This window comes from Tolumonas auensis DSM 9187 (assembly GCF_000023065.1).
In the GTDB taxonomy this organism is placed as follows: Bacteria; Pseudomonadota; Gammaproteobacteria; order Enterobacterales; family Aeromonadaceae; genus Tolumonas; species Tolumonas auensis.
The window spans coordinates 1,791,311-1,815,393 of the sequence record NC_012691.1 but is presented as its reverse complement, the minus strand read 5'-3'; the positions used below and the strand labels follow the sequence as shown (position 1 = coordinate 1,815,393).

Annotated in this window: 22 protein-coding genes; 13 read left to right on the top strand and 9 right to left on the bottom strand. The window is 48.7% G+C overall.

The window, feature by feature from the left end:
- Nucleotides 1-76 precede the first annotated feature (76 nt).
- On the bottom strand, nucleotides 77-703 hold the full coding sequence (locus TOLA_RS08350; RefSeq protein WP_015878722.1) for an NADPH-dependent F420 reductase: 627 nt from the start codon (nucleotides 701-703) through the stop codon (nucleotides 77-79).
- A 249-nt stretch (nucleotides 704-952) separates the two neighbouring features.
- Here TOLA_RS08350 and TOLA_RS08345 point away from each other — a divergent pair, with 249 nt between their 5' ends.
- From TOLA_RS08345 to TOLA_RS08335, 3 genes are all read left to right on the top strand, one after another.
- Nucleotides 953-1,855: a LysR family transcriptional regulator gene (locus TOLA_RS08345; protein ID WP_015878721.1), complete on the top strand. Its 903-nt coding sequence runs from the start codon at nucleotides 953-955 to the stop codon at nucleotides 1,853-1,855.
- Nucleotides 1,856-1,861: 6 nt separating this feature from the next.
- Nucleotides 1,862-2,977 carry a PA0069 family radical SAM protein gene (locus tag TOLA_RS08340; protein ID WP_015878720.1) on the top strand — a complete coding sequence of 372 codons (1,116 nt, stop codon included), beginning with the start codon at nucleotides 1,862-1,864 and terminating at the stop codon, nucleotides 2,975-2,977.
- Nucleotides 2,978-3,303: 326 nt separating this feature from the next.
- Entirely contained in the window at nucleotides 3,304-4,242 is a 939-nt protein-coding gene (locus TOLA_RS08335; protein ID WP_015878719.1) for a universal stress protein, read from the top strand.
- A gap of 459 nt (nucleotides 4,243-4,701) precedes the next feature.
- Here TOLA_RS08335 and TOLA_RS08330 read toward each other — a convergent pair whose 3' ends face one another.
- Genes TOLA_RS08330 through TOLA_RS08305 form a run of 6 tightly spaced genes read right to left on the bottom strand, consistent with a single transcriptional unit; the run spans nucleotide 4,702 to nucleotide 9,887 of the window.
- Nucleotides 4,702-5,637, bottom strand: a complete 936-nt coding sequence (locus TOLA_RS08330; protein WP_015878718.1) for a DMT family transporter — start codon at nucleotides 5,635-5,637, stop codon at nucleotides 4,702-4,704.
- A complete protein-coding gene (locus TOLA_RS08325) occupies nucleotides 5,634-6,845 on the bottom strand; it encodes a trans-sulfuration enzyme family protein (protein ID WP_015878717.1) in 1,212 nt (403 codons plus the stop codon). Before TOLA_RS08325 ends, TOLA_RS08330 begins: the two co-directional genes overlap by 4 nt.
- Before the next feature lie 17 nt (nucleotides 6,846-6,862).
- Entirely contained in the window at nucleotides 6,863-7,552 is a 690-nt protein-coding gene (locus tag TOLA_RS08320; protein WP_015878716.1) for an ABC transporter permease, read from the bottom strand.
- Nucleotides 7,553-7,563: 11 nt separating this feature from the next.
- The gene (locus TOLA_RS08315) at nucleotides 7,564-8,283 is read right to left on the bottom strand and encodes an ABC transporter permease (RefSeq protein WP_015878715.1); all 720 of its coding nucleotides are present in this window, start codon (nucleotides 8,281-8,283) and stop codon (nucleotides 7,564-7,566) included.
- A 2-nt stretch (nucleotides 8,284-8,285) separates the two neighbouring features.
- The gene (locus TOLA_RS08310) at nucleotides 8,286-9,056 is read right to left on the bottom strand and encodes a transporter substrate-binding domain-containing protein (RefSeq protein WP_015878714.1); all 771 of its coding nucleotides are present in this window, start codon (nucleotides 9,054-9,056) and stop codon (nucleotides 8,286-8,288) included.
- 30 nt (nucleotides 9,057-9,086) lie between these two features.
- The gene (locus tag TOLA_RS08305) at nucleotides 9,087-9,887 is read right to left on the bottom strand and encodes an ABC transporter ATP-binding protein (RefSeq protein ID WP_015878713.1); all 801 of its coding nucleotides are present in this window, start codon (nucleotides 9,885-9,887) and stop codon (nucleotides 9,087-9,089) included.
- Between the two features lie 253 nt (nucleotides 9,888-10,140).
- Here TOLA_RS08305 and TOLA_RS08300 point away from each other — a divergent pair, with 253 nt between their 5' ends.
- Complete coding sequence (locus TOLA_RS08300) at nucleotides 10,141-10,617, top strand: Lrp/AsnC family transcriptional regulator (protein WP_015878712.1); 477 nt, start codon at nucleotides 10,141-10,143, stop codon at nucleotides 10,615-10,617.
- Between the two features lie 105 nt (nucleotides 10,618-10,722).
- Here the strand turns inward: TOLA_RS08300 and TOLA_RS08295 are convergent, their stop codons facing one another.
- Nucleotides 10,723-11,619: a response regulator transcription factor gene (locus TOLA_RS08295; protein WP_015878711.1), complete on the bottom strand. Its 897-nt coding sequence runs from the start codon at nucleotides 11,617-11,619 to the stop codon at nucleotides 10,723-10,725.
- Entirely contained in the window at nucleotides 11,606-14,983 is a 3,378-nt protein-coding gene (locus tag TOLA_RS08290) for a hybrid sensor histidine kinase/response regulator (protein WP_041609792.1), read from the bottom strand. Before TOLA_RS08290 ends, TOLA_RS08295 begins: the two co-directional genes overlap by 14 nt.
- Before the next feature lie 278 nt (nucleotides 14,984-15,261).
- On the opposite strand from TOLA_RS08290, the gene urtA reads away from it, so the two are divergent.
- The 9 genes from urtA to ureC all read left to right on the top strand — a co-directional run bounded on the left by urtA (nucleotide 15,262) and on the right by ureC (nucleotide 24,080).
- Nucleotides 15,262-16,530 (top strand): urea ABC transporter substrate-binding protein, encoded by a 1,269-nt coding sequence (gene urtA / locus TOLA_RS08285; protein ID WP_015878709.1) that lies wholly within the window; start codon nucleotides 15,262-15,264, stop codon nucleotides 16,528-16,530.
- A gap of 96 nt (nucleotides 16,531-16,626) precedes the next feature.
- Nucleotides 16,627-18,231, top strand: a complete 1,605-nt coding sequence (urtB, locus tag TOLA_RS08280) for an urea ABC transporter permease subunit UrtB (protein WP_148210435.1) — start codon at nucleotides 16,627-16,629, stop codon at nucleotides 18,229-18,231.
- A gap of 4 nt (nucleotides 18,232-18,235) precedes the next feature.
- Nucleotides 18,236-19,318 (top strand): urea ABC transporter permease subunit UrtC, encoded by a 1,083-nt coding sequence (gene urtC / locus TOLA_RS08275; protein ID WP_015878707.1) that lies wholly within the window; start codon nucleotides 18,236-18,238, stop codon nucleotides 19,316-19,318.
- Nucleotides 19,318-20,157 carry an urea ABC transporter ATP-binding protein UrtD gene (gene urtD / locus TOLA_RS08270; RefSeq protein ID WP_015878706.1) on the top strand — a complete coding sequence of 280 codons (840 nt, stop codon included), beginning with the start codon at nucleotides 19,318-19,320 and terminating at the stop codon, nucleotides 20,155-20,157. Before urtC ends, urtD begins: the two co-directional genes overlap by 1 nt.
- A complete protein-coding gene (gene urtE, locus TOLA_RS08265) occupies nucleotides 20,151-20,846 on the top strand; it encodes an urea ABC transporter ATP-binding subunit UrtE (protein WP_015878705.1) in 696 nt (231 codons plus the stop codon). Before urtD ends, urtE begins: the two co-directional genes overlap by 7 nt.
- A complete protein-coding gene (locus TOLA_RS08260; RefSeq protein WP_015878704.1) occupies nucleotides 20,843-21,685 on the top strand; it encodes an urease accessory protein UreD in 843 nt (280 codons plus the stop codon). Before urtE ends, TOLA_RS08260 begins: the two co-directional genes overlap by 4 nt.
- Nucleotides 21,686-21,708: 23 nt before the next feature.
- Nucleotides 21,709-22,011, top strand: a complete 303-nt coding sequence (locus tag TOLA_RS08255) for an urease subunit gamma (protein WP_015878703.1) — start codon at nucleotides 21,709-21,711, stop codon at nucleotides 22,009-22,011.
- Between the two features lie 9 nt (nucleotides 22,012-22,020).
- Nucleotides 22,021-22,380, top strand: coding sequence for an urease subunit beta (locus tag TOLA_RS08250; protein ID WP_015878702.1), 360 nt, complete (start codon nucleotides 22,021-22,023; stop codon nucleotides 22,378-22,380).
- Nucleotides 22,377-24,080, top strand: a complete 1,704-nt coding sequence (ureC, locus tag TOLA_RS08245) for an urease subunit alpha (protein WP_015878701.1) — start codon at nucleotides 22,377-22,379, stop codon at nucleotides 24,078-24,080. The genes TOLA_RS08250 and ureC overlap by 4 nt, the downstream gene beginning before the upstream one ends.
- Nucleotides 24,081-24,083 lie beyond the last annotated feature (3 nt).

Here is a 24,083-nt window from a genome sequence, read left to right as displayed (position 1 = left end):
GGGATAAACTCAAATTATCCCCTATAGAGGCTATATATGATTTAACTGCTGAAGGGGATAGAAAGCCTCAGTAGCATTAAGCGCGTGGCCACATAGGCGCAGAAACCGGGCCCCAACCTAGGAAATAGCCGAAGTGAATATTCATTTCACCAATCGGTTCAATGAAACGGCTGTTGCTTAACGGGCCCGCATCGACAGCGTCGAATCCCAGAGATTTTACTAACGCAGAGACCTCTGCTTTCGCACCGGCATCATCAGCTGCAACGAAGACCTGTAGCGTTTTTCCTTCACGTGCTTCAGTCGGCAATAACTGCGCAAAAATGGTGTTAAATGCTTTCACGACTTTGGCCTGTGGTGCCAGTTTCTGAATCTCTTCCGCTGCAGATGTCGTATGACCAATCAACAAGCTCTGAAAATCTGGTGTGATTGGGTTTGATATATCAATGATGATTTTTTTGGACAGATCACCGGCTGCTTTCAGCGTTTCTTCTGCAAAAGGGAATGGGATCGCCAGAATCACAACATCAGCCATTTTTACCGCAGCTTCAATATCACCGCCGACTGCGCCATGACCAACTTGTGAGGCCAGCGTGGCGGCTTTCGCCATATCGCGGCTGCCAATTGTCACTTCATGCTTTGCCTGAGCAAGAATAGATGCCAGACCTGAACCCATATTACCTGTGCCAATCACTGCTACTTGCATTGTTTTTCTCCTCTGTGAATATGCAGCCACTATAAAAAGACCAGATGGGTTGGATAAATATCCATCTTGATTCAACACTTGTAATGAATCATTTCTAATTCGATTAGAAACATTATGTTGTCAATGTGTAAACATTTCGGCTATTTATCCCAATGAGCAGTTCCTTTATTGTGAACTGATTTCTGTCTGAGATTGCCCGTAAACGGTGCCGTTTCATGAGCTTGCACCCGATGTGATGTGGAGAAAGAAATGGATCGTTTATTCAGCATGACCATGTTTGTCAAAGCCGTAGAGCTGGGCTCATTTTCAGCGGCGGCAGATGCTCTGCAAATGTCGCCACAGCTCGTTGGAAAAAATGTCCGCATGCTGGAGCAGCATTTAGGCGTCAGATTGTTGAACAGAACAACCCGCAGTCAGCATTTGACGGAAATCGGCGCCACTTTTTATGAACGGGCCCGGAATATTCTGGCGGAAATGGAGATTGCAGAAGGGCTGGCAGCACAGACGCGTATTGTTCCCAAGGGGAAACTTCGGATCAATGCTTCTGTGACGTTTGGTGTGCATGCGCTGACACCGAAGATTGCGGAATATATGCAGTTATATCCTGAAGTTTCGGTCGAATTATGTTTATCGAACCGCTACATCGATCTGATTGATGAGGGTTTTGATGCGATATTCCGGATCGGTGAGCTTTCAGACAGTGGTTTGATTGCCCGTCAGCTACGGCCCTACCGCCTGATTTTATGTGCATCGCCCCGTTATATGGAAACCCATGAGCCCTTATTAACACCCGATGATCTGACGCGTCATGAGTGCCTGGGATTTTCACATACGGAACTGCGAACGACCTGGACATTCGATGGCCCTGATGGTCATAAAACCGTGCAAGTGAAAGGGCGTCTGATGTCAGATAGTGGCGAAGCCATCGTCTGCGCCGGTCTGTGTGGGGCAGGGATCATGCTGCAACCATCTGAATTGGTCACGCCCTATCTGCAGTCCGGGCAGCTTGTGGAAATTTTACCGGAATACAAAGCGCCAACCCGGCCAATGCATCTGGTACATACCCCCGATCGACGCATGACGCCTAAATTGCGTAGTTTTGTTGATTTCATTGTCGCCAGTTTTGGTATCAATCAAACCGAACAGGCATAGGTGATTATGTTGAGCCGAAGTGTTTGTACATGCGGGAAATTTAAATATTGTGAACCGTCACAATGCAAAGGACGACCGCTGCCGAAAAAGCGAGGAGCGTCTGATCGGCGAACAGGCCGTTTCGGGCAGTTAGAGCCAATCTCGTTTCATGAGAACAACCTCGAGTCATCCGTTCTGCAGACCGAAGTAAAAGCTGTTACCGCCAAATCAATCATCAGCACCAATCAATCGCCGGATATTCCATGGTCTAAAACCGTCAATCCGTATATCGGCTGTGAGCATGGCTGCATCTATTGTTACGCCAGACCAACACATGCTTATTACAACTTGTCGCCGGGCCTCGATTTTGAATCAAAGCTGTTTGTAAAAACCAATGCGGACGAATTACTACGGGCTGAATTTTCGAAACCGTCATACAGACCAGCAGTGATAGGGTTGGGAACTAATACTGACGCCTATCAGCCGATTGAGCGTAAATTTGAAGTCACACGGCGTTTGCTTCAGGTGATGGAAGAGTTTCGGCATCCGGTTTCCGTTCTGACCAAAAACAGTCTGATCGAGCGGGATATAGATATTCTGCAGCGTCTGGCAAAAAATAATCTGGTTGAAGTGCATTTTACGCTCACCAGTTTGCAACACGAACTCAGCCGGATTCTTGAACCTCGCGCGTCTTTGCCCAAAGCCAGATTAGACACCATCAGACGATTATCAGAAGCGGGTATTCCGGTAAAAGCGATGTTTTCGCCAGTGATCCCGGGGGTCAATGATCATGAAATGGAAGCCATCATGACGGCAGCCCGAGCGGCCGGAGCGACCTGTATGGGATATATCCTGATCCGTCTGCCACATGAAGTCAAAGGACTCTTTTCCGACTGGCTGGAACAGCACATGCCGCATTTAAAAACTGATGTCATGAGCCGCATTGATGAATGTCGGACTGATTTCAGCAAACAGTTCAGTTTCGAAACCAGGATGACGGGCGAGGGGCTATTAGCCGCACAACTGCTCGGCCAATTCCGGGGTTACTTCCGGCAATTGGGGTTTCGGGAGATTAGCCTGGACGATCTGGATCACTCACTCTTTACCCGGCGATTTGGGTCACCACAATTGGAGTTATTTTGATCCAGATTATTACCATCTTAATAAAGCAAAGAAGCGGGCATTTTACGACGATATTTATCGCTCAGTGGCCCGATGTCAGCTGACCAACAGCCAAACCGACTATGCATGAGGTCAGGCTCAGCTGAACGGTTGGCATGCTGATATTAAAGTAAGCCACGACACTCTGGTTTTTTATCGTGCGACATACAGACCCACGTATTTTGGTATACATTTATATAGATATCTCCAATTGTTACCTACACATTAAATTCGCAGGATTGTGGCAAGGCTAAGCAAGGTAAGTACTCAAAAGGGCTTGTATTTATGAGTTGATCGAGGGAAAAATCATGCTGAATTTCAAGAAGATTCTATTAGTTAGCAATGGAATGTTAGAAGTAAAAAACTCATTAAAACATGCTGTTCGCTTAGCTCATCAGAACCAGGCAAAGCTGGATGTGTTGATTGTTTGTCCTGAATTTCCCAAAGAATTGTCTGAATATAAGCCTGTTTTTGAATTTTCCATAGCGGACAAATTTAAGCATGAACTCAAGGCTACCCGAAGCGAATTTGCCGCGAACGAGTCTGATGTCGCTCTGAACTTCAAGATTGAATATAGCAGTATCCCATCGATCTACATCATTCGTCATATCATCAAAAACGGTTATGATCTGTTAATTAAAGATGCAGAAAAGATTGATGATGAACGTGGTTTCAAAGCAATCGATATGGACATTTTACGTAAATGTCCCTGCCCGGCGTGGATATCAAAGGCAACACATAAAAAGGATCATGAAAAGAATATCGCAGTTGCAATTGACCCATTAAGTCCGACTGCGGAGGGCCATTCTCTATCATTACATTTACTCGAGATTTCAAGGTCACTCGCCGACACCTATAATGGAAAACTTAAAATAATATCTTGTTGGGATTATATATTTGAAGAATATTTGTCGAGGAATATGAGTGTTAAAGTAGACACGGATGATCTCGTCAAGTTTGTTAATGCAACAAGCCAACATCATCATGATGCATTAAATCAACTAATCCAGGAATTTGCTATCACTGAGAATTATGAGGTTGCTCATGTTCGAGGGAGTCCGGATGAAGTCATTCCTCAATTCATCACTGAGAACGACATTGATATATTAGTGATGGGGACTGTTGGTCGAAGTGGCATTCCTGGTTTTGTAATCGGTAATACAGCAGAGAATGTACTACAAAATTTAAATTGCTCGTTGATTGCTATTAAACCGAACGGGTTTATGACACCTATAAAGGCATATTGAACAAAATGATCGGTGAATCGAACCATCGACCCTCACCATGTCAAGATGTAATCAATGGATCTCTAATCCAAGCATAAGTATGCATATCATACACTATGTATTTATAAAACATGATGTTAGGATTTTTTATGTCGATGCCTCTCAAGATTTTTCAATGATTTTATTGAAACTCTATAAATAATTGGGCACAAAATGGGCACAAAATTGAAATTTCCTTTTTTCTTGTTTATGGCTTTGTCTGGAGTCGAATGGGATAGTGCAAATCTGATGGTTCCGGCGTTGCCGAGTAACAATTTTTTGAATATCTGTTTATGTTTATAATGAGAGAGAATTTTACCAGCGATCAGACCGGTGGCTTGTTCACACCGACCAAAAAAGCCAGATTATTTTCTGGCTTCTTCATATTTAATACTGTTGCCTGATGATTTAATAGATCTCTATCCGATAATATGTTCAAACTTATATCTGTTGATCCCCCATTTTTGCTGGACCAATTAATATTCCAACCAGACTACAGAGGATCAAAACTACCCCCACGGCTATCGCTAGCGTAATTTTCTCACCCAAAAAAAGAATCGAAGAGAACAGTCCAATAACCGGAACTCCTAAAGTTGCAACAGACATAGAAACAGAGTTGATACGTCTACCTACCGCCAAAGAAATTACAAAACAGAAACAGGTTGCAAGCGGGCCGATAAATACTAACAGGCTAACTAACTCAGTGTTCCAATTTATATGAGGGATCCCTTCTGTTATCAATGCGATGATCATAAGCGGCAGCGCGGACAGTAACATTTGCCATGGCGCTAGCATCAGCGGACTACTATGCCATTGATGTTGCCTTACATGAACAATAACGATACTCCAACATAGAGCAGCGCCTAAAAGCATGATATCCCCAATAATTGCAGCTGATTGCCCGTTCAACAGTGATGGCGAGAAAACTACCACAATACCGAGTAAGCCAGCTATTACCGCATACAGCTGACTTTTTCCCAGCGACCGGCGTAAAACAACCACGGTGATCAGTGAAACCCATAGTGGAGTTGTGTAGGCGAGTAGGGCTGCTTGTCCTGCTGCAACTTTTGTCATGGCGATTAAACCTAATACTGTAAAGGCCATCATTTGTAACAAACCGACACTCGCGATGATTGGGATATCCTGCTTTACCGGAAATTTTAATTCACCTCTTATACCTGTAAAAAGGAACAAACACAGTGCCGCACTGCCAAAGCGGATCGCTGCCAACCATAATGGGCTGATCGAAAGTAGGCAAATTTTCATGGCTGGCCAGCTGAAACCCCATAGCAAGACCATGATGCCAAGCTTGAGCAAATCTCCGGATGATGTTCTAGCATCAGCGTAGCTGATTGAGATGGTATTGGATGCTGTCATCGTAAAATATACTCCAGGTCTTCAATCATATCCTCGACAGATTCCAACCCAATAGACAAACGGAAGAGCCCTTTGCCAGCATATTGCAGATATTCTTGCTGTTGCTCAGATGTCAGCCGATAAGTCGATTTCATTAAATCTTCGGTTTTCAGCAATACGGCCAGACTTCGTTGATGGCCAATCGAATAGGCATAGTGGAATAGATGTGATTCATGCGCAAAACGCTGTTCGGTGGTATCAATATCATCCACCTGGAAGACCACAATTCCGCCAAACTTATCCATTTGACGTTTAGCGAGGTCATGCTGAGGATGTGAAGATAGACCAGGATAAATCACCGATTTAACGCGGGGATGTTGTTCCAGCCAACTCGCAATTTTCATGGCGGACTGGCACATCATATTCATTCGCGGGAAGAGGGTATCGATACCGCGCATGATGAGCCACGCATTGTGTGCAGACAGGCTGGCACCCAGATAGACACCTGCTTTGGAGCGGATTTCAGAAATCAGCGATTTTTTGCCCGCAACACAACCACCTAAGGCATCGCCATGACCATTGATAAATTTGGTCAGCGAATGCACCACGAGATCTACCCCAAAGTCACAAGGGCGGGTCACCACCGGTGTCGCAAAAGTGGAATCTACAGAAAGCGGAATATTCTTCGCTCGAGTAATTTCTGAAAGCGCCTGTAGATCAGTCAGACGCAACAGTGGGTTATTCGGAGTTTCAGCATGGATGAGGCGAGTGTTTGGCTTGATGGCAGCAATTACCTCATCAATCCGGGACAAATTCACTGCAGTCACATCAACGCCAAATGAAGGCATGACTTGCAAAGCAAGTTCGTTAATCGCGGCATAGCAGACATCACTGATGATCAGGTGATCACCTGATTTCAGCAGCGAAAAGAAAACTGCAGCCATGGCTGCCATCCCGGTCGCAGCAGCATAAGCATCTTCGGTATTCTCCAGTGCGGCTAAGCGTTCTTCTAACTGACGTACCGTCGGATTTGTCCAACCCGCATAGAGAAAAGGTGTTTCCGTCAGATCTAAACCGTTCGCAGAAAAAGCACCATCACCAGGGATGAAGCTATTGTTCACTGACATGGAGATATTGGGTGCGATAGCGTGAGTCAGTGCATCGGGTTCTAACCCTGCATTTAAAGCGAGCGTCGCTGGTCGAAATGTGCGAAGAGGTTTTTGAGTCATTTTTATATCCTTTCAATTCAGCGGCGAACCGGTAGCTGACGTTCAAAACGTCCAAATACTTTGACGATGAGAGCACTCAGTGCGACATAGAAAACGGCAACCAGAATGAGCGGTTCATACACGAGCAGGGTGTCTTGTCTGATTTTGTAGGCGACGGAGTAGAGATCCATCACGGTGACGGTAAAAGCCAAGGGTGTTGCTTTCAGCTGCAAGACGACTTCACCGGCAATGGTTGGTAATGCAATGCGGATGGCACGAGGTAGCCAAACACGACGGATCAGCGTCCAGCGTGACATACCGAATGCTTTGCCTGCTTCGATCTCACCTTTTGGTACAGACAGCAGGGCAGCGCGTAAAACGACAGCCTCATAAGCCGCATAGTTCAGGGTGAATGTGACGGAAGCGAAGAAGAATCCTTCCCGCAAAACAGGCCACATGAAGCTATGCCGAATCCCAGGGATCATCGGTAACAGTGAGCCGACACCGTAATAAAGCAGCCATAACTGTACGAGCAATGGGGTACCACGGAGTAACGTGCAATAACCGCTTGAAAATTTAGCCAGAGGTTTTGGTCCCATCACTTGTAACAATGCCAGGACAACAGCCAGACAGAATCCGAGGCTGACTGAAATCACTAATAGTGCGATGGTTTGTTCTGCGCCTTTCAATAGCAGTGGCCAGTAATGGGTGATCCATGAAAAATCCATTTAAAAACTCCTTAACCTACCCGAACCTGGCCACGGCGGAAACGACGTTCCAGCGAGTCAAATACCGAGTTAGAACACAAGGTGATCACCAGATAAATCAGTGCAGCCGTACAGAAAAAGAAGAAATAGAATTTGGTATTACTTGCCGCCAGCTTGGTGATCATTGCGAGCTCCTGATAACCTAGAACGGCGATTAATGCGCTGTCTTTGGTGACCGATGCCCACAGGTTAGATAACCCCGGCAGTGCAGTTGGCATCATGGCTGGCAGGATGATGCGACGAAAACGCATGGTTGCTGGCATCCCGAAAGCTTTTCCTGCTTCGATTTGCCCGGTCGGGATGGCCAGAATCGCACCTCGAATGACCTCCGTGGCATAAGCGCCCTGCACAATGCCTAGCACCAGAATAGCGGTAGCAAAACCATTGATTTCCACCGATTCAAAACCAAGGGCATTCAAGATTGCATTCAACGAATCAGTGCCGGCATAGTAGAGTGCAATTATCAGGATCAGCTCTGGAATGGCCCGCACAACAGTGGTGTAAAGGTTTAAAACCGGAGCCAGAGAGCGGCTCCCGTTTAATTTACCCAATGCGCAGCAGAGCCCAATTACAATCCCGGCCAGAAATGCACCGAATGAAATTTCCAGTGTCGTGACCGTGCCTTTCAACAAAGCGGTCCCCCATCCCGGAGCTTCCAGTGCCAGTAAGCTGGTATAGGTTGAGATATCCATGATTAGTTACCGTATGGGTCGAAACTGAAATATTTCGCTGAAATTTCTTTGTACTTGCCATTTGCACGCACAGCAGCGATGGCTTTGTTGAGTTTTTCAACCAGAGCGGTATCGGATTTTCTTAAACCGCCGCCAATGCCTGTGCCTAAGATTTCAGCATCATCAGGAACCTGACCTTTGCTTTCGCAGCACTCTTTACCGGTTGATGATTCAAGGAATGCCGCCAGCGGAATAGAGTCGGCAATGACGTAATCGACACGACCAGAGACTAAATCCTGCAGGGACTCATCCAGTGTTGGATAGTTTTTCTCGGTCGCAATGTCGCTGTAATGCTTTTTGAAATAAGCAGATTGAATGGAAGAAACATAAGTACCGATGATTTTGTCTTTCAAATCATCCTTGGTGACTTTTTGTGGTGCGTCTTTCAGGCCGACGATTTCAGTTGGCGTGTTGTAATATTTATCGGTGAACGCGATCACTTTTTTGCGTTCTTCATTGATCGACATGGATGACCAAATCACATCAATTTTATTCGCCTTCAGGCCCGGAATTAGACCATCCCAAGTCATATCAACAATGGTGCATTTTTCTTTCATCTCATCACAAAGGGCATGCATCAGGTCAATTTCCCAACCTGCCCATTTCCCGCTGGCATCTTTGGTATAAAACGGAGGATATGCTTCATTCGATACCCCAAAGCGGATCTCTGCGTGTGCAGCAGTGCTGGTGAGGCAAGCGAGGGCGATAAGTCCAGCTGTCAAACGTGCTTTCATAGCGTTGTTACTCCATGTATTGATTGAGGTTTATTGACGAAACTGAGAGGTGAACTGGCGACAACGTTCACTGTTCGGATGATTGAAGATCCGATCAGGAGAACCTTCTTCTTCAATCAGACCCTGATGCATAAAAACCACATGGTCTGAAACATCGCGGGCAAAATTCATTTCATGGGTGACCAGCAACATGGTGCGGCCTTCATCGGCTAAATCGCGGATGACTTTCAGAACTTCGCCGACCAGTTCAGGGTCAAGCGCAGAGGTTGGCTCATCAAACAGCATCAATTTCGGATTGATACAGAGCGCACGGGCAATCGCGGCACGTTGTTGCTGCCCACCGGACAGGAAAGACGGGTATTCATGGCGTTTGTGATAAAGACCCACTTTCTGAAGCAGTTCTTCCGCTTGTTCGGTGACTTCGTATTTATCCTGATTCAGTACATGTACAGGCGCTTCAATCACGTTTTCCAAAATCGTGCGATGCGACCAGAGGTTGAAGCCCTGAAACACCATGCCTAAGCGACTGCGGATACGTTCAATTTGTTTCCAGTCTGTTGGGTGTTGCCTGCCATGACGATCGTGCGTCTGGCGAATTTCTTCGCCATTGATGATGAAGGTGCCCTGATCTGCAATTTCAAGAAAATTAATGCAGCGCAGGAAGGTGCTTTTGCCTGAGCCTGAAGAGCCAAGAATAGAAATGACTTCTCCGTGATGCGCCTGTAATGAAATGCCTTTCAGGACTTCATTGTCACCGAAACGCTTGTGGACCTGATTTACTTCCAGTGCGAGAGGCGTTTTCTTCCTGAGTGGCCGGACTATTTCTGACATTGTGCTATCCTGCTGTCGTTGCAATTCCTTTGTAGTATTTACAAAATAGCTGTTGCTCAACGGCGAAAAGCGTTTTTAAACGCCGGGAAAATGCGTTTTCAGCGTTGTTTTTGCAGAAAAAATGCATCTCACCAGAACAGTTCGGGAATGTTTTAAGCTGGTGCGCAAAATGCACCAGAGTGGATATAGAAAAAGTCGTTTCAGCAAAAGGAATTTGCTGTAAATCAGGTTTTATTTAACAGAGTTTCAATTCATGCAGCTTGATACATTTGATGCCAAGATCCTCAATATCATTCAGAAAAACAGCCGCGTGCAGGCAGAGGAGATTGCTGAACAGGTCGGGCTTTCTGCTTCTGCTGTCCAGCGTCGTTTGAAAAAAATGCGTACTGAGGGGGTGATTCAAACTGAGATTGCGGTAGTCGATCCTAAATACGTATCAAACATGATGACCTTTATCGCAGGGCTTGAGATCGAACGCGATAACTATGTTGCATTAGGCTTATTTAAGAACTGGATTGTTAATCGTGAAGACATTCAGCAGGTCTATTATGTGACTGGCCCGTATGATCTGATGGTCGTCGTGACTGCTGCGAATGCTGCTGAGTATGACAAATTCAGTCAGGAGCTGATGGGAAAAGTGCCGCAAATTCGGCGCATTACTACTCAAGTTGTTATCGATGCGCCGAAGCGCAGTTTCTATGTCCCGATCCGTTCCATTTTTGAAGAATAAATGGAACATATAAGTCGGAAATTATATTGCGCTTTTGTCGCAAACTATTGGAGTAGTAATGGATTGTAGAAGCCAAGAAAAACAGGCCTCTACTTTGATCTGGTTTTACTCCAGTAACCGCAGTGAAATACTTGCCGCCGCGGTTCGGTTATCGACATTCAGTTTTTTGTAGATCTGCTCAAGATGTTTATTCACCGTTCTTGGGCTCATCTCAAGAATGGTGGCAATTTCCCAGTTGGTTTTACCAAATGACAACCAATAGAGTACTTGTGACTCGCGTTTGGTGAGGTTGAGTTCCCGTTGCAGATCTTCTTCGGTACCGCGTTTTTTCGGTGTCACCAAGCGGATCAACGCATGTAACTGATCATATTCACCGGCATATTCTGCCTGAATCGGCGGGGTAAACTGATTCAGCAGCAGAGGCTCTTTCCTATGCTCTGATGTGATCCAGCGGGCTATGTCTGGTTGAATGCTTTTCCACGTTTCCAGAATATCGCCACCGATATTCCCGATAAGTTCTTGTACATAGGGCGTAGCCCATTCCAAGCGGCCTTGTTTTGAGACGCAGAAAATATACTGTCCGGCATAATCGAGTGCGAATTGTGCCGATTTTGCGAGCTTGGCGTTATGACTGTGCACCTTAATTCGCGCCAGAACTTCATCGGGCACGACGGGTTTGGTGATGTAATCGACGCCGCCCACTTCAAAACCGTGAATGACATGCTCTGAGTCGTTCAGCCCGGTCATAAATATAATGGGCGTGGAAGGAAGCTTTTCTTTGAGTTTCTGGCAGGTATCAAACCCATCCATTTCCGGCATGATCGCATCGAGCAGCACTACATCGGGCTGCACCTTTTCCACAATCGATAACGCTTGTGCGCCGCTCAGTGCGACCAGCACGGTAAGCCCGGCTTTATTGAGCGTTGCGTTGAGCATGCCGAGCGACTCTGGCGAGTCATCGACCACTAAGACAATGATGTTACTGAATTCAATAATGCTCATTTATCAACTCGTTCAGGTTATGTACGACTTTTTCAAATTTACATTGCGATGCATCGCTGCGTATCGAACCGAAAAAAGCCTCTGTGCTGGCACCGGAATGGATAATTTCATCAAGCTTCTTTAGGAATGCAGACATAAAGCCAATTTCGGCATAATTGATTAACTGTGCTAGCTCTTCACGCGAAGGGATCGCTGAGGGGTCAGCGGTTGCATCCAAACCGGTGGTGATTGGTTTATCCTCGGGTTCTTCCTCAAACAGCCAGTCCACCGGCAATAAATTGCTTAGCTTGGTCAGCAGTTGTTCACGAGAGATGGGCTTGCTCAGGTAATCATTGTGATATTTGGCGAGCACGTTGCTTTTTTCTAACTCATGAATGTTCGCGGAAAGCATCATAATTGGGCTGCGGATGCCTTTTTGTCGCAGCTGGATCGCCAGTTGCCATCCACTGACTTCGGGCATGGTGATATCAAGAATATAAAGATGAATGGTATGGCTCGCTGCCATCTTAAGCGCTTCTGAAGCCCCATTTGCCTGCAGTATGTTGAAACCAAGCGGTGTGAGAATGTTACTCACCAGATTGCGTTGATCGGCAATATCGTCAACCACCAGAATGGTCTGCCGTGCGCCAGTGTAACCGGTAATATTCTGGTTAATCAGAACGGGAACCGAGACCGGGCTTTCTACCGCAGACATCATCATCGTTAGCGTGAAATTACTGCCTACATCCGGCTGGCTTTGGCAGGAGATATCACCGCCCATCAGGTTGGCCAGCGCGTGAGAAATCGTCAGACCAAGTCCTGTGCCTTGGATAGCGCGAGTGTTATGGGTCTGAATGCGCTCAAACGGGTTAAAAATCTGCTGGATGTCGTGCTCGGATAGCCCGATGCCCGTGTCTTGTACGGAGAAACGTGCCACCTGATTGCGGTAAGTGACGCGGAAAATCACTTTCCCTTCACGAGTATATTTGATCGCGTTATTCAGCAAGTTGATGAGTATCTGTCGTAGGCGTTGCTTATCGGTGGCGATGTAGACGGGCAGGTTCACGCAGGGCAGGTATTCAAATTCGAGCCCTTTCTGAGAGGCTTCCATGGCAAACATTTCGGCCAGCTCATTGAGCATGGTTGCCAGATTAAATTCAACGCGTTGCAGCTCAAGGCGACCTGCCTCAATTTTGGAGATCTCCAGCAGCCCTTCCAGCAGATCAGACAGGTGTTTCCCGTTACGCCGTAAAATATGGGCATATTCGCGCGTTTGATGATCCAGTTTTCTGTCATCACTTAATAATTGGGCGTAACCCAGCAAGACATTCAGCGGCGTGCGTAATTCATGGCTAAGCCCGGCGAGGTAGCGGCTTTTAGCGTTATTGGCGGTTTCTGCTGACTTTTTGGCTTGTTCTAATTTTCGGGATGTTTTCTCGTGCGCACTGATCTCTTGCGTCAAAAGTTGCATGTGAGCTTTCAGCTCGGTGATGGCATTGCGGCTGGTGTTCCGCGCCAGCACAAACAGGCCACTGATAATGCCAACCGGAATCAGTAGCATCACGAACGCTTTGAACATGCCACCGGTGATCGTGTGCATATTATCTGGTGCCAGCGCGGGAATTTGGCTATAGGCGATCATGAAAATGGCCGCCATAAAGCTACTGACGATGGCCAACACAATCATAAACTGACTGATGGGGCTGGAAAGTTTATGCAGTAACTCATCTGGAAGAAACGGATTCAGGAATGTGTGTATCTGTTCATGTATTGTGGCCTGGGGGCGACATTTATCTTCACAGCGCACATCGAGCGAGCAACATAACGAGCAGATGTGACCGCCATAAACAGGGCAATGGGCCATATCTTCCGGTTCGTAAGCATTTTCACACACAGAACAGGCGAGTTCATGATCGTGATGTGTATGAATGTGAGTCTTGGCGTTGACCAGATAAAATTTGCCCTTGGTTAGCCACGCAATCAGCGGTGCGGTGATAAACGGCAAGGCAAAGGCGATATAGGAAGCAAACGCTTTGATGGCTTCATTAAACATATCGAGGTGGGCGGCTATCCCAATGGATGACGCAATGATCATCGAGCCAAGACCAACCGGATTAATGTCATACAGTTTCGATCGTTTAAACTCGATACCCGGCGGGCTTAAGCCAAGCGGTTTGTTGATCAGTAAGTCGGCAACTAAACTGCCGATCCACGCCAATACCAATACGGAATAAACTTGCAGGGTTTTTTCCAGCAACTGGTAGATGCCGAGCTCCATCAATAAGAGCGCAATCACGACATTAAACACCATCCAGACCACACGGCCCGGATGGTTGTGCGTTAAGCGAGAGAAGAAATTCGACCAAGCCAGTGAGCCGGCATAGGCATTTGCGACGTTGATTTTAAGCTGCGACATAATGACAAACACACCCGCCGCCAGCAGCACCAGCTTGGTGTTGTCGGTCATGTAGCCAAAGGCATTGATATACATATGCGCAGGGTCACTGGCTTCTTTGGGGTAAAACCCATGACTGATTGCCAGCCACGCCAGATAGCTGCCAAGGGCGAGTTTAGCTGCACCGAATAGCATCCAACCCGGCCCGCCAAATAACATCGCCAACCACCATTTGAAACGACCGGTCTTTTTTTGCTCTGGCAGAAAACGCAAAAAGTCGACTTGCTCACCTAGCTGGGCAATGACGGCCAGTAATACGGCCGATGCACTGCCAAACAGTAACCAATTAAAGCCATTCCCATTTTGATTAATGCCGGTATAAGCCAGCCAACTGTCGAGTTGTGAATCGGAGTGGCTGAATACATAGAACAAGGGAACAATTTGCATAGTCAGCCACAGTGGCTGCGACAACATCTGAAAACGGCTGATATTGGTGATGCCAAACAGCACAAGCGGGATCACGGCCACCGCACTGATGATATAGCCCCAAAACAGCGGTATGCCCAACAGCAGTTCCAACGCCATCGACATTATCGCGGCTTCCAGCGCGAAAAAGATAAAAGTAAACGAGGCGTAAATCAGCGAAACAATAGTGGAACCAATATAACCAAACCCAGCGCCTCGGCTGAGCAAGTCAATGTCTACACCATATTTGGAAGCGTAATAGCAGATTGGAATCCCGCTGAAAATCACGACGACCGAAACAGCCGCGATAGCCCACAGCGCATTGATGGAACCATAAGAGAGGGTGATGGAACCGCCCAACGCTTCCAAAACCAGAAACGAGACAATGCCCAGCGCGCTATTGGCTATCCAGGTTGCTGACCATTTGCGGGCGCGTTTCGAGGTAAAGCGCAGCGCGAAATCTTCCAGCATTTCATTGGCGACTAACTTATTGTATTTACGCCGATTAACAGGAATTTTATGCATAATAGGCTGTGCTTCCATCCATGATAAGTAGTCCTTGATTGCACTCCTTGCGATCAAGTGAGGAAAGATATCCTCCCACATCAGTGTATCGAATTATCAACCATTCAACTATGCGTCATTTGACGTAGTTCTCTGCCCGATCTACGCATGTTCAGCCCGCCTTTTTTTCTCAATACTAAAACAGCTTATTCAATGGGTGATGTCTTGAAACTTCAAGTGAACAGATACCTGAACAGGGTTTGTTTATTACTGAGAAACTAATTTAAGGAAGAATACGCATGAAAAGGAAACTACTCGCAAGTTCTATTCTGGCTGCGTCTTTATTCGGTGGTCACGCGTTTGCTGCAGATGACACCATCAAAGTGGGTGTCTTGCACTCGCTGTCTGGCACCATGGCGATCAGTGAAACCACACTGAAAGACACCATGCTTATGCTGATTGATGAGCAGAACAAGAAAGGCGGCTTGCTGGGCAAAAAACTGGAGCCTGTGGTGGTTGACCCTGCGTCAAACTGGCCGCTGTTCGCTGAAAAAGCGCGTGAGTTGGTTCAAAAAGACAAAGTCTCTGCCATTTTCGGCTGCTGGACTTCCGTTTCCCGTAAATCAGTGCTGCCAGTAGTGGAAGAGCTGAACAGCGTGCTGTTCTACCCTGTGCAGTATGAAGGGGAAGAGTCATCCAAAAACGTATTCTACACCGGTGCTGCACCAAACCAGCAGGCGATCCCAGCCGTTGATTATCTGATGGATCAAGGCGTGCAGCGTTGGGCATTGCTGGGTACTGACTATGTTTATCCACGTACCACCAACAAAATTCTGGAAGCCTACCTGAAAGCCAAAGGCGTGAAAGCGGCTGACATCATGGTGAACTACACCCCGTTCGGTCACTCAGATTGGCAGTCTATCGTGGCTGATGTGAAGAAATTCGGTTCTGCGGGCAAGAAAACTGCTGTGGTTTCTACTATCAACGGCGATGCGAACGTGCCTTTCTATAAAGAGTTAGGCAACCAAGGCGTCTCTGCACAAGACATCCCAGTTGTGGCGTTCTCTGTTGGTGAAGAAGAGCTGTCAGGTATCGACACCAAACCATTGGTCGGCCATCTGGCTGCATGGAACTACTTTGAAAGCGTAGACACTCCAGCCAACAAAGATTTCATCGAAAAATGGCACAAATTTACCGGTAAAAAAGAGCGTGTAACCAACGACCCAATGGAAGCGACTTACATCGGTTTCAACATGTGGGTGAAAGCGGTTGAAAAAGCGGGCACTACTGACCCGGCGAAAGTACAAGATGCACTGATTGGTGTCTCTGTACCGAACCTGACTGGCGGTTATGCGGCGATGATGCCAAACCACCACATCACTAAACCTGTGCTGATCGGCGAAATTCAAGACGACGGCCAGTTCGAAGTAGTTTCTGAAACCAAAGGTACTGTAGTTGGTGACGAATGGTCTGATTTCCTTCCAGGCTCAAAAGACCTGATCTCTGATTGGCGTAAACCGCTCTCTTGCGGCAACTTCAACGTGAAAACAGGTAAATGCGGCGGTTAATTCCGTGACTGACAGGGCGGGAGATATTCCGCCCTGAATTTTTAACACCTTCGGAATTAAAGAGAGAAAGTTCATTTTCTCTGGGACAAGGAAAGCATGATGCGATTAATACAGGCAGGATGCAGTCGAATCATCGTGGTTGGTTTAACCCTGATGATGGGTCTCTGGAGTGTCATGGCGCAGGCGATGACCACCGATGAGGCATTAAAAGCACTGAGTGGTCGTGATTTTACCGCCAAGAAAGAGGCCATCACGACAATTGCTGCCAGCGGTGAACCTTATGCAGCCGATCTTTTTACTGCGTTGGATAACGGTGAGCTGTTTTTCCGTAAAAGTGACGAACTGATGGTCATTCGTCAGGGCGAAACATTTGTTAATTTAACCGACAAACAAGCAGTTGCCGGTGACAGTTCTGATTTCAAACGGGTGGCGATGAACAATGCCTTGCGCCGCCAAATTGCTGAATTATCAGCCCAACTGGCCTTAAATGATCCGAATGCAGATAAACGCCTTAGCGCAGTAAAATCTATGTTGGGGAAAGTGGCTGATTCCGATCGTGCTGCGCTGATTGCTCATCAACAAAAAGAGACCGATGCCAAGGTACTGGCTGCCTATGACATGGTTATCTCATTCAGCAAATTACTAGATAGCGATGCTGCTGTGCGACTGAGCGCAGTAGAAGCACTGAGTGAAGTGCATAACCCTGAGGTAGTGGGGCAGTTAAAATCAGTGGCACAGAATGATGCTGATGCCAAAGTGAAAGTTGCTGCGGCGGCGGCGGTGAAAAAGCTCGAACGCAGTCAGTCATTTTATAGTGGCATCGAAACCCTCTATTTCGGTATCAGCCTCGGCTCTATTTTAGTGTTAGCTGGCATCGGTCTGGCCATCACCTTTGGTGTGATGGGTGTCATCAATATGGCCCACGGCGAGATGATGATGCTGGGTGCCTACACTACCTTTGTGATGCAAAAACTGTTACCGAATGAACCGGGTATTGCATTGTTGCTCTCTATTCCTGCGGCATTTTGCGTGTCTGGTCTGGTCGGGATTGTCATTGAACGCAGTGTTATTCGTTTCTTATATGGTCGTCCGCTGGAAACACTGTTAGCAACCTTTGGCATCAGCCTGCTGTTACAGCAAGCGGTGCGTTCGATTTTCTCTCCGCTGAACCAAAGCGTGGTGATGCCATCGTGGATGAGTGGCACATGGGTGTGGAACGACTTCCTGTCGCTGACGCTGAACCGCATGTTCATCATTCTGTTTAGCCTGTTGGTTTTCGCTGGCCTGATGTGGTTGCTGAAACGCAGTCGTCTCGGCTTGGAAGTACGCGCGGTTTCGCAAAACCGAGCCATGGCCCGCAACATGGGGGTTCGCTCTGACTGGGTGAATGCCAGAACTTTTGGTCTGGGATCGGGGATTGCCGGAATCGCCGGTGTGGCCTTGTCTCAGCTCACTAATGTTGGCCCGAACTTAGGGCAGGGTTACATCATCGACTCCTTCATGGTGGTGGTGTTTGGTGGCGTGGGCAATTTATGGGGCACGCTGGTGGCGGGGTTGTCACTGGGGATCGCCAACAAACTGCTCGAACCGTATGCCGGAGCTGTGCTGGCAAAAATCCTGATTCTGGTTGCGATCATTCTGTTTATTCAGAAACGCCCACGCGGACTGTTTCCGCAACGTGGCCGTGCGGTTGAGGGCTAAGAACATGCTATTTAACTCTGTATTAAAAGATAAAGCTGGCTTGAGTCTGCTCAGTGCCATTCTGATTGGCTCGGTGTTGGTGGTGTTATCGAACCTGTTGTTACCGCATGACAGCGCGCTGTATGTCGGTTCCAACACGGTCACTTTGTTAGGTAAATATCTTTGCTATGCCCTGCTTGCCGTGGCACTTGATTTGGTCTGGGGTTATCTCGGCATTTTAAGTCTCGGTCATGGCGCTTTTTTTGCGCTCGGCGGCTACGCGATGGGTATGTATCTGATGCGTCAGATCGGCACCCGCGGTGTGTATGGCGATCCGGTTTTGCCTGACTTTATGGTGTTCCTGAACTGGCATGAGCTGCCATGGTTCTGGTATGGCATGAACCATTTCTGGTTCGCCATGCTGATGGTGGTGCTGGTGCCGGGCTTGCTTGCGTTTGTGTTCGGCTGGCTGGCGTTCCGCTCGCGTGTGACCGGTGTTTATCTCTCGATCATGACGCAAGCAATGACCTACGCATTGCTGCTGGCGTTCTTCCGCAACGAAATGGGTTTTGGCGGTAATAACGGTTTAACCGACTTCAAAGACATCATCGGTTTTAGCCTGACCGATGATGCAACGCGTGCTGCGTTATTCCTCATTACTGCGGTCGTGCTCTGTCTGGCTTATCTGGTGTGCCGCGTGATTGTTGGCTCAAAGCTGGGGCGAGTTGCAGTGGCGATTCGCGATGCAGAGATGCGTACCCGCTTTATGGGATATCGGGTGGAGTATTTCAAACTCGCGATCTTCGTGTTCTCGGCCATGTTGGCTGGCGTTGCGGGTGCGCTGTATGTGCCACAAGTCGGCATTATCAATCCGGGCGAATTTTCTCCGCTGAACTCAATTGAACTGGTGATCTGGGTGGCTGTCGGTGGCCGGGCGACGCTCTATGGCGCAGTGGTCGGTGCGATTTTGGTGAACTACGCCAAGTCTGTGTTTACCGGCATTCTGCCTGATGAGTGGCTCTATGCACTGGGCGCACTGTTCGTGCTGGTCACGCTGTTCCTGCCAAAAGGCGTAACCGGTCTATTCAATCGCAAGGAGGCGGTGTGATGAACATGTATGCACAAACCAAAACGATCTTAACACCGACCTACTGGCGTGAACGGATGGCGCCACCAGCGCCAGCGAAACTCGATTTACGCCATGGTGTGATCCTCTATCTGGAAGATATCAACGTCAGCTTTGATGGTTTTAAAGCGTTGAACAACCTCAACCTTTACATCAATAAAGGTGAGCTGCGCTGCATTATCGGCCCGAACGGGGCAGGTAAAAGCACGATGATGGATGTGATCACCGGCAAAACACGCCCCGACACAGGATCGGCGTGGTTTGGTCAGAACATCAACTTGTTGGCACTCGATGAACCGGCAATTGCTGAAGCCGGTATCGGTCGTAAATTCCAAAAGCCAACTGTGTTTGAACCGCTGACGGTGGAAGAGAACCTTGAACTGGCCATGGCTGGGAATAAAGGCGTCTGGCAGACCTTTGTCAGCAAGCTGTCTGGCGAAGATCGCGACCATCTTGAAGCAACGCTGCTGCTGATTGGTCTGGTTTCTGAGCGTCATCGCCAAGCGGGTGTGTTGTCGCACGGTCAAAAGCAATGGCTGGAAATTGGCATGTTGCTGATGCAGCGCCCTGAGTTGCTGCTGGTCGATGAGCCGGTTGCGGGAATGACGCATCAGGAGATGGAACGCACCGCTGAACTGCTGAAACAACTGGCGGGAAAACACTCGGTAGTGGTGGTGGAGCACGATATGGATTTTGTTCGCTCCATCGCCAATAAAGTAACCGTATTACATCAAGGCTCTGTGCTGGCAGAAGGCACCATGAGTCAGGTGCAGGCTGATCCGAAAGTGATCGAGGTCTATCTGGGGGAATCAGCATGTTGAAGTTATCCGGCATTAATCAGTTTTACGGCCAATCACACACGCTGTGGGATCTGGATATCGAGATCGCCCAAGGCGAATGCCTCTGTCTGATGGGGCGTAATGGGGTTGGTAAAACCACGCTGTTGAATGTGTTGATGGGGCAGTTGCCGATTAAAAGTGGTCAGATTGAATTTGATGGTCAAGATATCAGCAAGTTTTCGGTCGAGCGTCGTGCGGAAATTGGCATCGGCTATGTGCCGCAAGGGCGGCAGATTTTCCCGCTGCTGACAGTGGAAGAGAATCTCAAGATCGGCTTACCCGCCCGTCGGGATGGCAAGCGCCAGATCCCCGATCAGGTGTATGAACTGTTTCCTGTGCTGAAAGAGATGAAGCAGCGCCGTGGTGGTGACTTATCCGGTGGACAGCAGCAACAGCTCGCGATTGGTCGTGCGCTGGTGCTTGATCCGAAATTACTGATTTTAGATGAGCCGACCGAAGGCATTCAGCCGAATATCGTCAGTGAAATTGGCGACATCATCCGCAAATTAAATCGTGATATCGGCCTAACTGTGTTGCTGGTGGAACAGAAACTGCCGTTTGCGCGCAAAGTTGGCGATCGCTTCTGCCTGCTCGATCGCGGTCGTCGTGTTGCTGATGGCCTGATGGCTGATCTTAACGAAGGTCTGATCAAGGAATATCTGACGGTATGACGATGCAACCGGTAGCGATAGCAACCATGCAAACTGGCTGGCAAGCGCACCTGTCACTGGGGTTTTCGCGTCGCGGCAATCAGACCGTGCTGGCCGATCGGCGTCAGTACGGCCCGCTGACCGTGCAACGGCCATTTTACCCCGAAGGCATGCCTTGCCATCTCTATCTGCTGCACCCACCGGGTGGCGTGGTGGGTGGTGATGAGTTAGATGTGCAAATTCGTGTTGATCAAGATGCACATGCGCTACTAACCACTCCCGGTGCGACCAAGTTTTATCGCAGCGCGGGGCCACAATCGAAGGTAACACAAACCTTCCAACTGGCGGCAGGCGCTGCTCTGGAGTGGTTACCGCAAGATAACATTCTGTTTCCCGGTGCCAATTTACAACTGCAGAGCACCTTCCATCTGGAAAGTGATTCGCGGTTGATTGCATGGGAGTGCATTTCACTTGGGCGCCCCGTCAATGAAGAGCGCTTTTTGGAAGGGCAGTTACGTAGCCGTTGGCGCGTCTATCGTAACCAGCGGTTATGCCTGAACGAATCGTTGCGGGTGCTTGATGCCGCTGATCTCGATCGTCGGGCAGGTTTAGCGGGCTATCCGCTGGTCGCGACCCTCATCGCATCGCCTTGTTCTGAAACAGAACGGGAACTGGTACGCGAATTACTGCAAGGCTACACGGCACCGGCTGGTGTGACCTTACTCAACGATTTATTGATTGTGCGTTTGCTGGGTGCACACAACGAACCCTTACAAAAATTGATGCAGACGATTTGGCAAGCATTGCGCCCTACGGTGATTGGGTGCCCGGCATGTCGTCCGCGGATCTGGAATACCTGATTACGGTTTACAAGGAGAACAAGATGGATCTGACCCCTCGCGAAAAGGACAAGTTACTGTTGTTTACCGCCGCACTCGTGGCCGAGCGACGCAAAGCGCGTGGTTTAAAACTCAATCACCCTGAAGCGATTGCGCTGATCAGTGCCGCGATTTTGGAAGGGGCTCGTGATGGCAGGACGGTCGCCGAGCTGATGAATTACGGTCGCACGATTCTGACTCGTGATGAGGTGATGGATGGCATACCAGAGATGATCCCTGATGTGCAGATCGAGGCGACATTCCCTGACGGCACCAAGCTTGTCACCGTTCATCAGCCAATTATTTAAGGAGCGACTATGATCCCCGGAGAAATTCAGGTTGCCGATGGCGACCTGTTACTAAACGAAGGCCGCGCGACGTTACAAGTGGCTGTTGCCAACACTGGCGATCGCCCGATCCAGATCGGCTCGCATTATCACTTCTTTGAAACCAACCCTGCCTTGCAGTTTGATCGTGCCGCTACACGCGGGTTTCGCCTTGATATTCCAGCTGGCACTGCGGTGCGTTTCGAACCGGGCCAGACCCGCACGGTCACGTTGGTGGCATACGCTGGTCGCCGCCATGTCTATGGCTTTCGCGGCGATGTTATGGGCCCGTTAGATGAAATTGCGCAAAGTGATCAGGGTGCACAGCACGAACAGGGAGCACAGGCATGAGTATTATTTCAAGACAAGCCTATGCCGATATGTTCGGTCCAACCACGGGCGATAGGGTGCGATTGGCTGACACCGAGTTATGGCTGGAGGTGGAAAAAGATTTCACCATTTATGGCGATGAAGTGAAGTTCGGTGGCGGGAAAGTCATCCGCGATGGTCAAGGTCAGGGGCAGGCACTGAGCCGTGATTGCCTTGATTTGGTGATCACTAATGCGCTGATCATCGACCACTGGGGCATCGTCAAAGCCGATATCGGGGTTAAAAATGGCCGTATCGCGGGCATTGGCAAAGCCGGTAACCCTGATGTGCAACCGGGCGTGACGTTAGTGATTGGTCCTGGCACCGAAGTGATTGCAGGCGAAGGCTCGATTGTCACAGCGGGTGGCATCGACAGCCATATTCATTTCATCTGCCCGCAACAAATCGACGAAGCGCTCTGCTCTGGCGTGACCACCATGTTGGGTGGGGGCACTGGCCCTGCAACGGGCACAAATGCGACGACTTGCACGCCAGGCCCTTGGTATATGGCGCGCATGTTGGAAGCGGCGGAAAGCCTGCCGATGAATCTGGGTTTCCTCGGTAAAGGTAATGCCAGCTTGCCCGATGCATTGCATGAGCAGGTCGCCGCCGGTGCGATAGGCCTGAAACTGCATGAAGATTGGGGTTCAACACCCGCGTCGATAAATAACTGCCTGAATGTGGCGGAAGAGACCGACACCCAAGTTGCTATTCACACCGACACCCTGAACGAAAGCGGCTTTGTCGAAGATACACTGGCAGCGATTGGTGATCGCACCATTCACACCTATCACACCGAAGGAGCGGGCGGTGGGCATGCACCGGACATCATCAGAGCCTGTGGGCTGGCGAATGTGCTGCCGTCGTCCACAAACCCAACGCGTCCTTACACCGTGAATACCGTCGATGAACATCTCGATATGCTGATGGTCTGTCACCATCTCGATCCTGCCATTCCTGAAGATGTCGCGTTTGCGGAATCACGTATTCGCCGGGAAACCATCGCGGCGGAAGATATTCTGCATGACCTCGGCGCATTCTCGATGATTTCATCAGACTCGCAAGCGATGGGGCGTGTCGGCGAGGTGATCACGCGCACATGGCAGACAGCGCACAAAATGAAAGTGCAACGCGGCAGCCTCGGTAGCGACCCAGCACGACATGACAATACGCGTATCAAACGTTATATCGCCAAATACACCATTAACCCAGCATTAGCACACGGCATTAGCCATGAAGTCGGTTCGATCGAACCGGGCAAATTGGCTGACTTGGTGTTGTGGCGTCCGGCATTTTTTGGCGTCAAACCGTCCATGATTTTGAAAGGCGGCATGATTGCCGCAGCACCAATGGGCGATGCTAATGCGTCTATTCCAACGCCACAACCGGTGCATTTCCGCCCGATGTTCGGTGCGCTCGGTCGCGCCATGCATTCAACACGTATGACGTTCCTTTCTGGCTTGGCCATTCGCTCCGGTCTTCCGGCGCAATTGGGGTTAAACAGCCTGATTGGGGAGGTGAAAAACTGCCGTTCGGTGAAAAAAGCACACATGATCCATAACGACTGGCAACCGTTGATTGAAGTCGATAGCCAGACCTATCAGGTGCGCGCCAATGGTGAGTTACTCACTTGTGAACCTGCAGCCGTGTTGCCGATGGCGCAACGTTACTTCTTATTTTGAGAA

Bases quoted from the DNA above. Each gene is read 5' to 3' on its own strand.
- TOLA_RS08350 (WP_015878722.1), bottom strand. From the start codon at position 703: ATGCAAGTAGCAGTGATTGGCACAGGTAATATGGGTTCAGGTCTGGCA.
- TOLA_RS08345 (WP_015878721.1), top strand. From the start codon at position 953: ATGGATCGTTTATTCAGCATGACCATGTTTGTCAAAGCCGTAGAGCTG.
- TOLA_RS08340 (WP_015878720.1), top strand. From the start codon at position 1,862: ATGTTGAGCCGAAGTGTTTGTACATGCGGGAAATTTAAATATTGTGAA.
- TOLA_RS08335 (WP_015878719.1), top strand. From the start codon at position 3,304: ATGCTGAATTTCAAGAAGATTCTATTAGTTAGCAATGGAATGTTAGAA.
- TOLA_RS08330 (WP_015878718.1), bottom strand. From the start codon at position 5,637: ATGACAGCATCCAATACCATCTCAATCAGCTACGCTGATGCTAGAACA.
- TOLA_RS08325 (WP_015878717.1), bottom strand. From the start codon at position 6,845: ATGACTCAAAAACCTCTTCGCACATTTCGACCAGCGACGCTCGCTTTA.
- TOLA_RS08320 (WP_015878716.1), bottom strand. From the start codon at position 7,552: ATGGATTTTTCATGGATCACCCATTACTGGCCACTGCTATTGAAAGGC.
- TOLA_RS08315 (WP_015878715.1), bottom strand. From the start codon at position 8,283: ATGGATATCTCAACCTATACCAGCTTACTGGCACTGGAAGCTCCGGGA.
- TOLA_RS08310 (WP_015878714.1), bottom strand. From the start codon at position 9,056: ATGAAAGCACGTTTGACAGCTGGACTTATCGCCCTCGCTTGCCTCACC.
- TOLA_RS08305 (WP_015878713.1), bottom strand. From the start codon at position 9,887: ATGTCAGAAATAGTCCGGCCACTCAGGAAGAAAACGCCTCTCGCACTG.
- TOLA_RS08300 (WP_015878712.1), top strand. From the start codon at position 10,141: ATGCAGCTTGATACATTTGATGCCAAGATCCTCAATATCATTCAGAAA.
- TOLA_RS08295 (WP_015878711.1), bottom strand. From the start codon at position 11,619: ATGAGCATTATTGAATTCAGTAACATCATTGTCTTAGTGGTCGATGAC.
- TOLA_RS08290 (WP_041609792.1), bottom strand. From the start codon at position 14,983: ATGCATAAAATTCCTGTTAATCGGCGTAAATACAATAAGTTAGTCGCC.
- urtA (WP_015878709.1), top strand. From the start codon at position 15,262: ATGAAAAGGAAACTACTCGCAAGTTCTATTCTGGCTGCGTCTTTATTC.
- urtB (WP_148210435.1), top strand. From the start codon at position 16,627: ATGATGCGATTAATACAGGCAGGATGCAGTCGAATCATCGTGGTTGGT.
- urtC (WP_015878707.1), top strand. From the start codon at position 18,236: ATGCTATTTAACTCTGTATTAAAAGATAAAGCTGGCTTGAGTCTGCTC.
- urtD (WP_015878706.1), top strand. From the start codon at position 19,318: ATGAACATGTATGCACAAACCAAAACGATCTTAACACCGACCTACTGG.
- urtE (WP_015878705.1), top strand. From the start codon at position 20,151: ATGTTGAAGTTATCCGGCATTAATCAGTTTTACGGCCAATCACACACG.
- TOLA_RS08260 (WP_015878704.1), top strand. From the start codon at position 20,843: ATGACGATGCAACCGGTAGCGATAGCAACCATGCAAACTGGCTGGCAA.
- TOLA_RS08255 (WP_015878703.1), top strand. From the start codon at position 21,709: ATGGATCTGACCCCTCGCGAAAAGGACAAGTTACTGTTGTTTACCGCC.
- TOLA_RS08250 (WP_015878702.1), top strand. From the start codon at position 22,021: ATGATCCCCGGAGAAATTCAGGTTGCCGATGGCGACCTGTTACTAAAC.
- ureC (WP_015878701.1), top strand. From the start codon at position 22,377: ATGAGTATTATTTCAAGACAAGCCTATGCCGATATGTTCGGTCCAACC.